This is a genomic window from Streptomyces sp. NPDC005533, from assembly GCF_042871845.1.
Lineage (GTDB): Bacteria > Actinomycetota > Actinomycetes > Streptomycetales > Streptomycetaceae > Streptomyces.
In genome coordinates this window covers 1-14465 of sequence record NZ_JBIAJH010000017.1, presented here as the reverse complement: position 1 = coordinate 14465, position 14465 = coordinate 1, and the positions used below count along the sequence as shown (strand labels likewise).

At 74.2% G+C, this 14465-nt stretch carries 13 protein-coding genes and 1 pseudogene; 10 read left to right on the top strand and 4 right to left on the bottom strand.

What is annotated here, in order from left to right:
• Positions 1 to 30: 30 nt before the first annotated feature.
• From ACFYP3_RS18780 to ACFYP3_RS18765, 4 genes are all read left to right on the top strand, one after another.
• Positions 31 to 2778 carry an ATP-binding cassette domain-containing protein gene (locus ACFYP3_RS18780; protein ID WP_388833447.1) on the top strand — a complete coding sequence of 916 codons (2748 nt, stop codon included), beginning with the start codon at positions 31 to 33 and terminating at the stop codon, positions 2776 to 2778.
• Positions 2775 to 3545 carry an ABC transporter ATP-binding protein gene (locus ACFYP3_RS18775; protein ID WP_388833444.1) on the top strand — a complete coding sequence of 257 codons (771 nt, stop codon included), beginning with the start codon at positions 2775 to 2777 and terminating at the stop codon, positions 3543 to 3545. The genes ACFYP3_RS18780 and ACFYP3_RS18775 overlap by 4 nt, the downstream gene beginning before the upstream one ends.
• Before the next feature lie 162 nt (positions 3546 to 3707).
• The gene (locus tag ACFYP3_RS18770; protein WP_388833790.1) at positions 3708 to 4514 is read left to right on the top strand and encodes an aldo/keto reductase; all 807 of its coding nucleotides are present in this window, start codon (positions 3708 to 3710) and stop codon (positions 4512 to 4514) included.
• A 13-nt stretch (positions 4515 to 4527) separates the two neighbouring features.
• Positions 4528 to 4953, top strand: a complete 426-nt coding sequence (locus ACFYP3_RS18765; protein WP_388833441.1) for an RICIN domain-containing protein — start codon at positions 4528 to 4530, stop codon at positions 4951 to 4953.
• A 70-nt stretch (positions 4954 to 5023) separates the two neighbouring features.
• Here the strand turns inward: ACFYP3_RS18765 and ACFYP3_RS18760 are convergent, their stop codons facing one another.
• Both ACFYP3_RS18760 and ACFYP3_RS18755 read right to left on the bottom strand, forming a co-directional pair.
• Positions 5024 to 5788 carry a class I SAM-dependent methyltransferase gene (locus ACFYP3_RS18760; RefSeq protein WP_388833439.1) on the bottom strand — a complete coding sequence of 255 codons (765 nt, stop codon included), beginning with the start codon at positions 5786 to 5788 and terminating at the stop codon, positions 5024 to 5026.
• On the bottom strand, positions 5788 to 6093 hold the full coding sequence (locus ACFYP3_RS18755; RefSeq protein WP_388833436.1) for a 4a-hydroxytetrahydrobiopterin dehydratase: 306 nt from the start codon (positions 6091 to 6093) through the stop codon (positions 5788 to 5790). The genes ACFYP3_RS18760 and ACFYP3_RS18755 overlap by 1 nt, the downstream gene beginning before the upstream one ends.
• Before the next feature lie 175 nt (positions 6094 to 6268).
• Here ACFYP3_RS18755 and ACFYP3_RS18750 point away from each other — a divergent pair, with 175 nt between their 5' ends.
• Together ACFYP3_RS18750 and ACFYP3_RS18745 are read left to right on the top strand one after the other, a co-directional pair.
• Positions 6269 to 8071: an FAD-dependent oxidoreductase gene (locus ACFYP3_RS18750; RefSeq protein ID WP_388833433.1), complete on the top strand. Its 1803-nt coding sequence runs from the start codon at positions 6269 to 6271 to the stop codon at positions 8069 to 8071.
• A 37-nt stretch (positions 8072 to 8108) separates the two neighbouring features.
• A complete protein-coding gene (locus ACFYP3_RS18745) occupies positions 8109 to 8924 on the top strand; it encodes a helix-turn-helix domain-containing protein (RefSeq protein WP_388833430.1) in 816 nt (271 codons plus the stop codon).
• On the opposite strand, the gene ACFYP3_RS18740 is transcribed toward ACFYP3_RS18745, so the two are convergent.
• Positions 8910 to 9326: a hypothetical protein gene (locus tag ACFYP3_RS18740; RefSeq protein WP_388833427.1), complete on the bottom strand. Its 417-nt coding sequence runs from the start codon at positions 9324 to 9326 to the stop codon at positions 8910 to 8912. The genes ACFYP3_RS18745 and ACFYP3_RS18740 overlap by 15 nt on opposite strands.
• A gap of 259 nt (positions 9327 to 9585) precedes the next feature.
• Between ACFYP3_RS18740 and ACFYP3_RS18735 the strand changes: the two genes are divergently transcribed.
• The 4 genes from ACFYP3_RS18735 (at position 9586) to ACFYP3_RS18720 (ending at position 13976) form a co-directional block, all read left to right on the top strand.
• Positions 9586 to 10617, top strand: coding sequence for a hypothetical protein (locus tag ACFYP3_RS18735; protein ID WP_388833424.1), 1032 nt, complete (start codon positions 9586 to 9588; stop codon positions 10615 to 10617).
• Positions 10614 to 11207: a toxin-antitoxin system, toxin component gene (locus ACFYP3_RS18730; protein WP_388833421.1), complete on the top strand. Its 594-nt coding sequence runs from the start codon at positions 10614 to 10616 to the stop codon at positions 11205 to 11207. Before ACFYP3_RS18735 ends, ACFYP3_RS18730 begins: the two co-directional genes overlap by 4 nt.
• Positions 11208 to 11293: 86 nt before the next feature.
• Positions 11294 to 12727, top strand: a complete 1434-nt coding sequence (locus ACFYP3_RS18725; RefSeq protein ID WP_388833418.1) for an NAD(P)/FAD-dependent oxidoreductase — start codon at positions 11294 to 11296, stop codon at positions 12725 to 12727.
• Positions 12728 to 12731: 4 nt separating this feature from the next.
• Positions 12732 to 13976, top strand: a complete 1245-nt coding sequence (locus ACFYP3_RS18720; protein WP_388833416.1) for an MAB_1171c family putative transporter — start codon at positions 12732 to 12734, stop codon at positions 13974 to 13976.
• A gap of 19 nt (positions 13977 to 13995) precedes the next feature.
• On the opposite strand, the pseudogene ACFYP3_RS18715 reads toward ACFYP3_RS18720, so the two are convergent.
• Positions 13996 to 14334 (bottom strand): annotated as a pseudogene (locus ACFYP3_RS18715) (IS5 family transposase); the annotation flags it as partial.
• Positions 14335 to 14465 lie beyond the last annotated feature (131 nt).

Here is a 14465-nt window from a genome sequence, read left to right as displayed (position 1 = left end):
GAACCCGTCCCCTTCAAATAGGGCCGCGGCATGGGAGATCTGCTCGTCTTCGTACTGAGCGGTCTGGTCTCCGGCGCCCTGTACGCACTGCTCGCCACCGGGCTGGTGCTGTCGTACTCGGCGTCCGGGCTGTTCAACTTCGCGCACGGGGCCACCGCCTACCTGTGCGCGCTCACCTTCTACGAGCTGCACTCGGGGCTGGGCTGGCCGGCGGTCCCGGCGGCGCTGCTGGTGGTGTTCGTCCTTGCGCCCGGTCTCGGCTGGGGGCTGGACCGGCTGATGTTCCGGCGGCTCGCGCGGGTCGGTGAGACGGCCCAGATCGTGGCGACCATCGGTCTGCTGGTGGCGCTGCCGGCCGCCGGGCTGTGGGCGGTGGACCTGCTGGCGGACGCGGGCGCGCCGGTGAAGCCGGCGGAGAACCAGTTCGGCCTGCCGGGGGTGGGGCCGAGCCCCGCCCGGTCCTGGCAGCTCGCCGAGGGCGTCGGCATCGACTCCGACCAGCTGATCACCTGGGTGGTGACGGCGCTGGTGGCGGTGGCCCTGTGGGTGCTGATGCGGCACACGCGCCTCGGGCTGCTGCTGCGGGCCGCCGTCGACAACCGCTCGCTGACCGAACTGCGCGGGATCAGCGCCGACCGGCTGTCGTCGGCCGCGTGGATGATCGCGTCGGGGCTGGCGGGCCTGGCGGGGGTGCTGGCGACGCCGCTGCTGGGGCTGTCGGCGCACGACTTCACGCTGTTCCTGTTCGTGTCGGCCACGGCGGCGGTCCTCGGGCGGTTCGCGTCCGTGCCGCTCGCCTTCGCGGGCGGGCTGGGGCTGGGGGTCCTGCAGAACCTGGTGGCCGGGTACGCGTCCTTCGCCGAGGGCATCACGGGCTTCCGTACGGCGGTGCCCTTCCTGATCCTGTTCGGCGGGCTGCTGGTGCTCACCCGCAGGGCCCGGACGGCGGGGGTCGCGGCCGTGGACGCCCCGCCCGTCGACCATCTGGCGGGGGCCTCGTGGGGGCGGCGGTGGGGGGTGTGGGCGGCGGGCGGCGCACTGCTGTGCGTGGCGTTCTACACCGTCACCACACCCTTCTGGAGCGGGCTGCTCGCCCAGGGGCTGGCCATCGCGCTGGTGTTCATGTCCTTCACGGTCGTGACCGGGCTCGGGGCGATGGTGTCCCTGGCCCAGGGCACCTTCGTGACCGGGGCCGCGCTCGTCGCCGGGCTGCTGATGAGCCGGGGCTGGCCGTTCGTGGCCGCGCTGGCGGTGGGCACGTGCGCGGCGGCGCTGCTGGGGGCGCTGGTCGCGCTGCCGGCGCTGCGGCTCGGGGGCAGGTCCCTGGCGCTGGCCACGCTGGCGCTGGCGTTCCTCGCCGACCAGGTCCTCTTCCAGCTGAGGTGGCTGCGGAACGGCGATTCCGGGTGGTCGGTCCCGCGGCCGGTGTTCGGGCCGGTGGACCTGTCCGACGACCGGGCGCTGGGAGTGGCCCTGGTGGTGCTGGTCGCGGTGGTCGCCGCGGGGCTGGGCGCACTGCGGAACTCCCCGTCGGGGCGGGCGATGCTGGCCGTACGGTCGGCGCCGGCGGCGGCCGTGGCCTCGGGGGTGTCCGTGCTGCGGACGAAGCTGCTGCTGTTCACCCTGTCGGCGGGGCTGGCCGGCTTCGGGGGCGTCCTGTACGCCTCGTACAACACCCGCATCACGGCGACGGACTTCACGGCCCTGACGGGGCTGGTGTGGCTGGCGGTCGTGGTGGCGGCGGGCGTACGTCGGCCGCAGTACGCGGTGGTGGCGGGGCTCGTGTTCGCCGTTGCTCCGCGGCTGCTGTCCGACTACGTGACACCGTCCGCGCACCTGCCGGTGATCCTGTTCGGCCTGGCGGGGCTGGCCCTGGCCAACGATCCCGACGGGTACTGCGCGGCCGTGCCGGTGCGGCTCGCGAAGCGGCGGGCGGGGGGCCCCGCGGGCAGCTCGTCCCCCGCCCCGCCCCTTCCGGAGACCGGGGTCCCGCCCCTTTCCGAAACCGGGGTCCCGTCCCTTCCGGAAACCGGGGCCCCGCCCCGGGCCCCCTCGGGCGCACCGCCCGCGGCGCCCGCGCTCGCGCTGCGCGCCATCAGCGCCGGGTACGACGGGGGGCTCGTGCTGCACGGGGTCGATCTCACCGTCCGCAAGGGGGAGATCCTCGCCGTGCTCGGGCCCAACGGGGCCGGGAAGAGCACCGCGTGCCGGGTGGCCGCCGGGCTGCTGCCGGTCACGGGCGGCGCGGTGTTCGTGCGCGGGCGGGACGCCACCCGCGACGGCCCCGTGCGGCGGTCGCGGGCCGGGGTGCTGCTCGCCCCCGAGGGCCGGGGACTCTTCCCCGCGCTCACCATCGAGGAGAACCTCGCCCTGTACCTCACGGAGGCCGGGGCCCGGGCGGCCGTGTACGCGCGCTTCCCCCGCCTCGCCGAGCGCCGCGCCGTGCCCGCCGGGGCACTGTCCGGCGGGGAGCAGCAACTGCTGGCCCTGGCACCCCTGCTCCAGCGGCCGCCCGAGGTGCTGATCGCCGACGAGCCCTCGCTCGGGCTCGCCCCGCGCGTGGTGGAGGAGGTGTACGCGCTGCTCACCGAGTTGCGCGACGCCGGGACCGCGCTGCTCCTGGTGGAGGAGAAGGCCGCCGGGATCCTCGGGATCGCCGACACCGTCGCCTACCTCGCCCAGGGCCGGGTCTCCTGGTGCGGCCCCCGGGCCGAGGTGGAGGCGGACCGGCTCACCGAGGCCTACCTGGGAATGGGGACGAGCGGGGTGGGGTCATGAGCGGCTACGTGCTGGAGGCCAGGGGTGTCGGCGTCCGCTTCGGCGGGGTCACGGCGCTGACCGGGGTGGACCTCGGGATCCGGGCGGGCGAGGTGTGCGGGCTGATCGGGCCGAACGGGGCCGGGAAGACCACCCTCTTCGACGTCCTGTCCGGGATCCGCCGGCCCGACCAGGGGCGGCTGCTGTTGGACGGAGCGGACATCACCCGGCGCTCCCCCGTCTGGCGGGCCCGGCACGGGATGCGCCGGACCTTCCAGCGCCAGCAGTTGTTCGGGCAGCTCAGCGTGGCCGACAACGTGCTGGTGGCGCAGGAGTGGCGGGGCGGCGGGGGCGGGTTGGCCGCCGACCTCCTCGCCGTCCCGGCCCGGCGCGCCCGGGAGCGGGCCCGCCGGGTCCGCGGCGAGCGGGTGCTGGCCGACTGCGGGATCGGCGCGCTGGGGGCCTCGTACGCCGGCGGGCTGCCCGTCGGGCAGGCCCGGATGGTCGAACTGGCCCGTGCGGTGGCCGATCCGCCGCGGGTGCTGCTGCTGGACGAGCCCGCCTCCGGGATGTCGGCGCCCGAGCGCGGGCAGCTGGCCGGGGTCGTGCGGCGGCTGGCGGCCGAGGAGGGCTGTGCGGTGCTACTGGTCGAGCACAACGTGGCCTTCGTGATGGACCTGTGCGCGCGGGTGGTCGTACTGGACCTCGGGACGGTGCTGGCCGAGGGGACGGCGGCCGAGGTGCGGGCGGACCCGCTGGTGCGGGAGGCGTATCTGGGCGCCGCGTGAGGGCCGTCCGAGGGGCCTCGTGAGCGCTCCGCGGATGGCGGGAATAGGTCGTACGAGGGGCCGGTTGTCGCCCCTCGTACGACGCTGTACCGCCGCCGACGCGAGGAACGACCAGACGTGAACCAGCAGGTCCCCACCCTTCAGCTCAACAACGGCTCCCTCATGCCCCAGCTCGGCTTCGGCGTCTGGCAGGTGCCCGACGCGGACGCCGAGCACGCCGTCGGGACCGCGCTGGAGGCCGGTTACCGCAGCATCGACACGGCCGCCGTCTACGGCAACGAGAAGGGCACCGGCAAGGCCGTCGCCGCTTCCGGGCTGCCGCGCGAGGAGCTGTTCGTCACCACCAAGCTGTGGAACGGCCGCAAGCAGCGGTGGGGCCGGGACGAGGTACTGCGCGCCTTCGACGACTCCCTCGGCAAGCTGGGCCTGGACCACGTCGACCTCTACCTGATCCACTGGCCGCGCCCGATGCGCGACGACTTCGTCTCCATCTGGAAGACCTTCGAGGAGATCGCGGCGAGCGGCCGTGCCAAGGCGGTCGGCGTGTCGAACTTCCGCCCGGAGGACCTGGAGCGGCTCGCCGCCGAGAGCGCGCTGGTGCCGGCGGTGAACCAGGTCGAGCTGCACCCCCTCTTCCCGCAGGCCGAGCTGCGCGCCGTGCACGCCGCGCGCGGGATCGCCACCGAGGCCTGGTCACCGCTGGGCCAGGGCAAGGAGCTGCTCACCCTCCCGGAGGTCACCGCGCTCGCCGACAAGTACGGGCGCAGCGCCGCCCAGGTGGTGCTGCGCTGGCACCTCCAGCACGGCAACGTCGTGATCCCGAAGTCCGTGACCCCGGCGCGCATCCGGGAGAACCTGGACGTCTTCGGCTTCGAGCTGGAGGCCGCCGACATGGCCGCGCTGGACGCCCTGGGCGCGGGCGCGGCGGGCCGCCGGATCGGGCCGGACCCGGCCGAGTTCGACGTCTGAGGGCGACGGCCGGATGAACCTTCCCGAAGGGCTCTACCGGATCCGCAACGTGGGCAGCGGGCTGGTGCTCCAGCTGGAGGGCGCCTCCCGGGTGCGGGTCGGCCCGGACGGGCCGCCCGCTCCGCAGGCCGCCCGCCGCTGGCGGATCGCTCCGGTGCACGACGGCGGCGGGATCTTCCACGTGGTGAGCGAGGACAACGAGCGGCGCCTGGACGTGGCGAACGCGTCGACGGACAGCGGCGCCCGGGTGCAGGTGTGGCGGGCCAACGCGTTCGGCGCGCAGGAGTGGATCGTCGAGGAGCACCTCGACGATCCGGGGGTGGTGTCCCTGATCGCCTGCATCAGCGGCCTGCCGCTGGAGACGGACGGGGCGGGCCCGGTCCGGCAGGGCGAGGACACCGACTCGCCGGCCCAGTGGTGGCGCCTGGAACGGGTGTAGCCCCGCGGCGCCCGCATCCGGTGTGCCGGGCGCGCGGGGCGGAGCCGCGCGGCTCCGCGCCGCGCGCCCGTCAGACGCGTACGAAGGCGCGCAGGCGGTACGTCGGCTCCGCGCGCGGCACCTCCTGGTCGGGCAGCAGCTCCAGCCGGGCCGCCAGCTCCTGCGGGGTGATGCCGCGCGGGGCGATGCGGGAGGCGTACCGGCCCGCGAGCAGGGCCTCGGCGGAGGCGCGCGGGCTGCGGCCCTGGCCGTGGCCGGTGAAGAGGGCCTCGCCGGCCGGGAGGAGGCCCGCCCGGGCCGCGTAGGCCTCGACGTCCCCGGAGGCGTCGGCGGGGGTGGGGGCCAGGTGCGCGGCGAACACGGCGTCGATGTCGCTGCCCACGTCGTGCGCGGAGTCCTTGTCCACGGTGGTGACGAAGACCCCGCCGGGCCGCAGGATCCGGCCCGCTTCGGCGATCACCGCGGGCACCAGTCCCGGCTGCCGCAGCAGGTGCAGGAGCCACACCGCGCTCACCGCGTCCACCGATCCGGACCGCACCGGCAGCCGGGCCGCGTCGGCGAGGGCCACGGGGACGCCCCGGCGCAGTGCCACGGAGGCCATGCCGTGGGAGGCGTCCGCGCCCAGGACGCGCAGTCCGGGACGGGTCAGCCGGCGGGTGACGATGCCCGTGCCGCAGCCGAGGTCGAGGAGGGTTCGCGCGTCGGCCGGGAGCAGCCGCAGGACCGCGGCGGCCGCGGCCTCGGCCCGTGGGGCGCCGCCGCGGCTCGTGTCGTAGGCCGCGGCCTCGGCGTCGTAGTCCAGCAGGGGTCTGACGGACTGTATGTGCGTGGTCATCAGCTCGCGCCGTGGGCGGGGGCGAGGGCCTCGACGCGTTCGGCGAGTGCGAAGTCGGTCTCGGTGACGGCCCCGCCCGCGTCGTGGCTGTTCACGGCGAGCCGGACGGTGTTGTAGCCGAGGGTCAGGTCCGAGTGGTGGTTCAACTCCTCCTGGACCGAGGCGATGTGGGCGACGAGGGCGCTCGCGGCGAAGTGCGTGCCCAGCCGGTAGGTGCGGATGATCCGGTCGTCCTCGAAGGCCCAGCCGGGGAGTTCCCGCAACCGGTCCTCGATCTCCTTCTGTGACAGCGGCTCACTCGGCATGCACCGGCTCCTTTTCCCCGTGACGTGTAGTCAAGGTTCCCACAGTGCGGGCCGGGGCAACCCTTTCGCGCCATAGTGCGCACGGGTGCTCCTGTGCCTTCCGCGCCCGTCGCGGCCCCCTTATGCTCCTGCGCCGGACATGACTGTTACCAGCGGTAACCAGGGGGCATTCGCCATGACCAGCACAGGGAGTTCCAGGCGTACGTTCATCGCGGGGGCGGGCGCGGGCGCCGTCGCCACCGCCGGTGCGCTGTCGGCCGGGATCGCGACCGCCCCGGCCGCGGCCGCCGCGCCCTCGGGGGCCCCGGCGGCGCCCGACGGCCGCCGCGTCGCCGTCCTGGGCGGTGGGGTGGCCGGGCTCACGGCGGCGCACGAACTCGCCGAGCGCGGCTACGCCGTCACGGTGTACGAGCGCCGGGCGCTCGGCGGCAAGGCGCGCAGCATGGACGTGCCCGGCAGCGCCCGCGGCGGCCGCCGGCCGCTGCCCGCCGAGCACGGCTTCCGCTTCATCCCCGGGATCTACCACAACCTGCCCGACACCATGCGGCGCATCCCCTTCCCCGGGAACGCGAACGGCGTGTGGGACAACCTCGTCGCCCCGCGCGAGATGATGTTCGCCCGGGCGGCAGGCCGCGAGGACCTGCGCGGACCGATCCCCTGGCCGGAGCACTCCCCCGCCGAGCTGACGCCCGACGAGGTCCGCAGGGCCCTCACCGGCATCCTGCAGACGCTGGTGCGGCTCCCGCTCCACGAGACGGCGTACTTCGTCAACCGCGTCCTCGTCTTCCTCACCAGCTGCGACGAGCGGCGGAGCGAGGTCTGGGAGCGGACACCCTGGTGGGACTTCGTGCGCGCCGCGCAGATGTCGCCCGAGTACCAGCGGATCCTCGCCGTCGGCATCACCCGCAACATCGTCGCGACCAAGGCCGAGGAGGCCTCCACCCGTACGGTCGGGACCCTCGGCGAGGCCTTCGTCTTCAACCTGCTGGGGCGCGGGGCGGACGGCCCGCCGGACCGGATCCTCAACCTGCCGACCAACGAGGCCTGGATCGACCCGTGGGAGACCCATCTGCGGGCGGTCGGCGTGGAGTTCAGGATCGGGTGGACCGTGCGCGAGGTGCAGTACGGCGACGGCCGGGTCAGCGGGGTCGCCGTCGAGGGCCCGGACGGCGCCCGCCGGACGGTCACGGCCGACCACTACGTGAGCGCACTGCCTGTCGAGCATGCCCGCCGCACCTGGAGCGCCGGGCTGCGGGCGGCCGATCCGATGCTGGGGCGCTGCGACAGGCTGGAGACCGACTGGATGACCGGTATCCAGTTCTATCTGACCGAGCGGGCGCCCCTCGTGCACGGGCACCTCAACTGCATCGACTCCCCCTGGTCGTTGACGGCGATCCAGCAGGCCGAGCACTGGCCCGCGCGGAACTTCCCGGCCGACTACGGGGACGGTACGGCCGTCGACTGCCTCTCGGTGGACATCTCCGAGTGGGACAAGCCGGGGATCCTGTACGGGAAGACGGCCAAGCAGTGCACCCGCGAGGAGGTGGCCCGCGAGGTGTGGGCGCAGCTGAAGGCCTCCCTCAACGACACCGGGAAGACGCCGCTGAGCGACTCCCGGCTGCACTCGTGGTTCCTGGACCCGGGGGTGGACGGACTCGGCACCCCGCACCCCACCAACCAGGACGAGCTGCTGATCCACCCCGTGGGCACCTTCCACAACCGGCCGAGCGCGGGGACCCGCATCCCGAACTTCTTCCTCAGCGGGGACTACGTCGCGGTGGACATCGACCTGGCGACGATGGAGGGCGCGAACGCCTCGGCCCGCGCCGCCGTCAACTGCCTCCTGGACCAGGATGGTTCGAAGGCCGGGCGGTGCACGGTCCAGCCGCTGTACCGGGCGCCGGAGATGGAGTCCGCCAGGCGCCACGACCTGTGGCGCCACCGCCTCGGCCTGCGCAACGTCTTCGACCTGGGGTGACGGGCACACCCCCGGGGGCTCGGCTACCGTCGTCGCCATGACCACCACGACGCCCGCGGCCGCTCCGACGGTCGGCGCCCTGCTCCGCGCGTGGCGGGAGCGGCGCGGTATCAGCCAGCTGGAGCTGGCGGGCCGCGCCGACTCCTCGTCGCGGCACATCAGCTTCATCGAGACCGGCCGGTCCCGGCCGAGCGAGGAGATGGTGCTCAGGCTCGCCGACCGCCTCGACGTCCCGGTCCGGGAGCGCAACGCCCTGCTGCTGGCGGCGGGTTACGCCCCGCGCTACGCGCAGACCGCGCTGGACGACCCGTCGATGGAGACGCTGCGCGAGGGCATCCAGCAGCTGCTCACCGGGTACGAGCCCTACCCGGCGCTGGTCGTCGACGCCACCTACCACGTGGTCGCCGCCAACCGGGGCGTCCTGATGCTGCTGGAGGGGCTGCCCGAGCACCTGTTGACCCCGCCGCTGAACGCCATGCGGATCACCCTGCACCCCGAGGGCCTGGCCCCGAGGATCCACAACCTCAGGGAGTGGCGCGGGCACCTGCTGGCCCAGATGGAACGCCAGATCGCGCTGGCCCGCTCCGAGCCGCTGCGCGCGCTGTACGAGGAGGTGTCCGCGTACCCGCTCGCGCCGGCCGCGCAGCGCCCGGGCGACGGGGAACCGGCCGAGCCCGTCGCGTACATCGCGCTGCCGCTCGTCATCGAGCACGACGGCCACCTGCTGTCCTTCGTGTCGTCGATCGCGACCTTCAACACGCCGATGGACGTGACCGTCGCCGAGCTGGCCATCGAGACCATGCTCCCGGCCGACCCGGCGACGGCGAAGTACCTGCGCTCACTCGTCGACTGAGCGCAGGGCGAGCTGCTGGAGCAGGGCGAAGCCGGCGACGGTGAGGCCCTGCGCCACGATCCACACGGTCCCGGCGAGGGTGGGCGTGAACCAGACGGCCGGGGAGAGGAGACTCAGGGCCGCCCAGGCGTAGTTGGTCTCGATGACGGCCTTCACGGCGAGCGCCGGGGGCCGGCCGCGCGAGGCGAGCAGCCCGACGGCGGCCCCGTAGGCCACGAGCAGCACCCCGAGCCCGAACAACACCCCCTGCCCGATGCCGAGCAGCCGTCCGAGCGGGGCGGAGAAGGCGACGTACGCGAGCCCGTTGCCGGTGGTGACGACGGAGTCGAGGGCGAGGAAGCGTCGCAGCATGAGCTGCGGGACGCCGGTACGGGCGATGCTGCCGAGCAGGGTCGCGGACATGGGGAACCATCCTTCGTCGAGGTGGAACGGCCAGGTGGGGGCATCGGGTTCCGGGGCCGAGTGCGCGGCCCCGGAACCCGATGCCCCCACTGTGCCGGGCGGCCCGGAGGGGGTCGATTACCTCCCGGGTCATGCCAACCCTTTTTGAGCCGTACGGCAGGAAACGTTGGGGTTCCCATGGTTCGGGCAAGGGCGGGGGGCTAGGCTTCACGGAGCCCGATCCACTCGAACGCCTTGTCGACATATGGAGAGTCCGCCGGTGCGAGCCGCCGTCCGTCCCGATCTCGCCGCGATCCGGCGGCGTGTCGAGGCACTGTCGGAGCGGCGCGGTCACGACCCGGCCGAGGTGGTGGGCGTGGAGCGGCTGAGCCATCTGTCCGGGGTCGAACCGGGGCGCATAGCTCAGGTGGTGGCGGGCACGGCCGCCGAGGTGCCCCTGGAACGGCGCGTGCACCAGCGGTTCCTGCGGCTGCGGGCCACCCGACGGGACAAGCACGGCCGGGAGTGGCCGCTCGCCGCCATCGCCGACGACTTCGACGCGCCCGGGGCCTCCCTCGGGCCGCTCAACGCGGGCACCGGGCTGCCGCGGATGGGACACGCGGCGGGCGTGCAGCGGTTCTTCGGGGTCTACGCCGGCTTCCTCCTGGCCGACAGCAAGAGCGCCGTGGAACGGGCCCTCGCCCTCCCGGCCACCGCCACCGCCCTCCCGGCCGCCGCCACCGCCACCGCCGCCCCGAACGGCCGCGACGACCTCGCGCACCTCTCGTACCTGACCGGCATGACCCCGCAGGCCATCCGGCTCACCCTGGACGGCGAACCGCCCCGGCTCCCCCTCAAGGAGCAGGTGCACCAACGGTTCGAGCACCTGCGCCGGACCCGCGTACGGGAGGACGGCCAGGCCCATTCGCTGGCGGCCATCGCCAGGTCCTTCGACGCGTCGGGCCAGTCGCTGACCCGCCTCGCGCAGGGCGAGGGCTTGCCCAACCTCGCCGCGGCCGCCGGGATCCAGCGCTTCTACGGGGTCGAGGGCGGGTTCCTGCTGGCCGACGACACCGAGGCGCTCGCCGGCGCATTCGCCCTGATCGAGGCCGAACTGGAGTCCGCGGAGCCTGACCGGGAGAACCCGATGCTGGCCGTGATGCGGGCGCACGACGTACGGAGCATCGTCACGCGGGCCGGCCGGCTCTCCCCGCGGGGCTGGAAGTCGCTCGCCGACCACCTGGACGACCTGCTCGCGCGGGAGGGCCGGCTCGGCCGCCCGGCGGAGCCCGACGAGGGGGGAGCGCCATGAGGACCACACGGGCGATGCGCCGGCTGGGCGGCGATCTGCTCGCCGGTGCGCGGCTGACGCCGCCGGCCTGCGCCGCCGAGATCATCGGCGCGCTGTGCACCGCGTACGGCCGGCGGCGCGGCGGCCGGAAGGTCGATTTCCGCTTCGCTTCCTTCCCGCCCGACACGGCCAGCGGGCTGTGGCTGGAGATGGACGCCCGCGATCTCCTCGTCATCGAGGAGCACACCCGACCCGAGCACCAACTCGTCATCGCATGCCATGAGTTGTGGCACGTGGACGAGGGCACCTGCGACAGTCACGGCCCGGGCATGGCGGTGGCCGCCCGGCTCACGGGCGACGCGGGCACCGCGGACGGCGGAGCCGGCCGGGCCGGCGGCCTCGCGAAGCTGCTCCGGTCGGACACCGGTCTGGGCACGGTGGTCCGGCAGGCCGCCGCGCGCGCCGACCGGGAGGATCCCGCGGAGATCAGGGCCGAGATCTTCGGCCTGTACCTCGGCAAACTCCTCAAGCCCTACCTGCCGCCTCCCCGGGAGGAACAGGTCCCCGAGGCGATCGAGCGCATCAAGACCTCGCTCGGCTGGGGGCGTTGAGCGTCACGCCGGTGACCCGCAACCCGCCCCCGCCGCACTCCTTGCGCCGATGCCCTCAGCACGGCCCCGACAGAGAGCACGACACGATGACCCAGTCTCCCCCGCCCCGCCACGCCGTCGTCATCGGCGGCAGCATGGCCGGCCTGCTCGCGGCCGCCGTCCTGGCCGAGCACGCCACGGTCACGATCATCGACGCGGACACCCTTCCGGACAGCCCGGCGCCGCGCCGCGGACTGCCGCAGGCCCGGCACGTCCACGTGATGTGGTCCGGCGGGGCGCGCGCGATCGAGGACATCCTGCCCGGGATCACCGAGGACTGGACGGCGGCGGGCGCGATCCGCCGCAGCCTGCCCACCGACCTGGTCACCAAGACCGCCGAGGGCTGGATCCCGCGCTTCGCGGAGATGCAGTTCAACATCTCCTGCAGCCGTGACCTCCTCGACTCGGTCGTCCGGGCCCGGGTGACCGCCCTCGACGGGGTCTCCACCCTCCAGCGGAGCCGCGTCCGCGGCCTGGAGGGCACCGCGGCCCGCGTCACCGGCGTCCGCGTCGACACCCCGGAGGAGGAGGGCAGACTCGTGCCCGCCGACCTCGTGGTCGACGCGAGCGGGCGCGGCTCCCGCGCCCGCACCTGGCTGCAGGGGCTCGGCGTGAGGGGGATCCGGCAGGCCGAGGTCGACTCCGGCCTGGTCTACGCGACCCGCATCTTCGAGGCGCCCGAGGGAGCCCACGAGTCGGGCTTCCCCATAGTGAACGTCCAGTCCGACCCCCGCGTGCCCGTACCGGGCCAGACGGCCACCATCGTGCCCATCGAGAACGGCCAGTGGCAGGCCACCCTCTCCGGCACCCGCGGCGGCCAGCCCACCGGCGACCCCGACGCGTTCATCCCCTTCGCCAAGGGCATCCGGGACCCGATCGTCGGCGAGCTCCTGGAAGGCCGCAAGCCCCTCACGGACGTGGCCGTCACCAAGGGCACCGCCAACCGCCGGATCTTCTTCGAGAGGGTCGAGCTGCCCGACGGCTTCTTCGCCGTCGGGGACTCGGTCGCCACCTTCAACCCGCTCTACGGGCAGGGCATGACCGTCGCGGCCCAGGGGCTGCTCGCCGTACGGTCCCTGCTGCGGGCCAAGGGGCTCGCCCACCCCGCCTTCGGGCGCGAGGCTCAGCGCGCGATCGCCCCGCAGGTGGCCACGGCATGGGACCTCGCCACCTCGCAGGACATCCTCTACCCCGGAGCCACCGGCATGAAGCCGCGGACCGGGGCAGGGCTGCTGAACGGGTACGTCAGCCGGCTGATGACGGGGGCCACCACCCGGGAGGCCCTCACCGCCGCCTTCCTCCAGGTCATCACGATGAGCACCACGCCCACCCACTGGCTGCGGCCCTCGGTGGTCTGGAACGTCCTGCGCGCCTCCGACCGCGGCGCGCTGAAGGCACCGCCGCTCACCGCCGCGGAACGGACCGTCGCCGGGCTCGACCAGCGGGCGGATCCGGCCGATCCCGTCGGCCGGGCCCGGTGAAGAGGTGAAGAGCGGCCTGATCCTCTACGTGCCGGGGGCGCTCCTGATCCTGATCCTGCTGGTCAAGGCGCCCACGCTGCACAGGAGGTGGGACCAGCCCCCGATGCGGGCCGTCTGCGCGCTGCTGGTCATGGGCTGCCTCGTGCTGTTCCTGGCGGCGCCGCCGACGATCGCGGCGGTCAACCGCTTCACCGGGGTGGCCAACTTCTCGGCCCCGCTGGTCTTCGGCCTGATCACCGCGTTCTCCGGGTCGTGCGTGGTGCTGGTCCTGCAGTGGGGCGGTGGCCCCCCGGCCGTGGTGCGCCGCGCCACCCGGCTGACGGTGGCCGTCTACGGCGGGGTCGCGGTGGCGATCATCGTCCTCTTCGTGATCGGCGAGGCCCCGGTGGAACGCCTGCGGGACCTGGACACGTACTACGCCGACACCCCGTGGATCCGGGAGATGATCGTCTGCTACCTGCTGGCGCACACGGTCGGCAGCTCGGCGCTGACCCTGCTCACCGGGCGGTGGCTGCGCCGCACCCACCCCTCCCTGCGGCCGCTGCGCACCGGGCTGGCCCTGATCATGACGGGCGGGCTGCTGGACCTCGGCTATCTCGTCGCCAAGTGGACCGCGCTGGGTGCCCGCTGGAGCGGCCGCGACTGGGACGGCCTGTCCACGGACGCGGCGCCGCCGCTGGCCGCGGGGGCGGCCCTGATGGTCGCGACGGGCTTCATCGTGCCGCTGGTCGGCGGGTCGGCGACCTGGCGGGACTTCAGCGAGTACCGGGGACTGCATCCGCTGTGGAAGGCCCTGCGGGGCTTCGCCGCGTCCAGCGTGCGGACGGTTCCGCTCACCTGGTGGTCACCGGTCGGTATCCGGCTGATCCACCGCGAATCGGTCATCGACGACGGGATCCTGGCCCTCGCCCGCTGGTTCGACCCGTGCGTGCGCCGGAAGGCGTACGAGGCCGCGCGCGAGCAGGGCATGAGCGAGGCCCGGGCCGAGGTCGTCGCGGACGCCGCCATGCTCGCCGCCGCGTGCGGCCGCAGGACCGCCGCCACCGCCGCCCCCGCCGACGCGGACACCGGCCCCCGCCCGGCCGCCTCGGACGCGGCCTCACCCGGGACCGCCGCCGGCGCCTGCTCCGCCCCGTCGCGGGACCGCGAGCCGGCACGGCTGTCCGGCCAGCCCCTGACGGCCCTGGCCCGCGAGTTCCGCGGCTCCCCCATCGTCGCCGCCGCCCGGGCCGCCGCCGTACGGGCCTAGGCCCGCTCGCCGGCCGGGGCCCCTTTTGACGGGCCCCGGCGGCGTGCTGGTGAGCACGCACGATCGTGGAGTCGACCGCAACGACCCACTCCAGGTCGCCTTCGGCGTCGGCCTGGGCCAGCAGGGCGGCGAAGACGCGGTCCCACGTGCCGTCGATCGCCCACGTCCGCAGGCGACTGTAGGCGCCCTTCCACGAGCCGAACCGCTCGGGCAGGTCCATCCACGGCGTGCCCGTGCGGTATTTGAACGCGATCGCATCGATCACCTGCCTGTGATCACGCCACCGCCCACCCCGCTTTGGCGTCCGGTCCGGCAGCAACGGCTCGATCCGCGCCCACTGCGCGTCAGTCAACGACACACATCAACCAACGATCAGATGATCCGAGAGAAACGGCCTAGTGTGCTGAGTCAGTAATTCGCCGGCAGTACGAGGCGAGGGACTCAAGGATCTGGTCGGCTGTCTTCGTCCAGACGAAAGGCTTGGGGTCC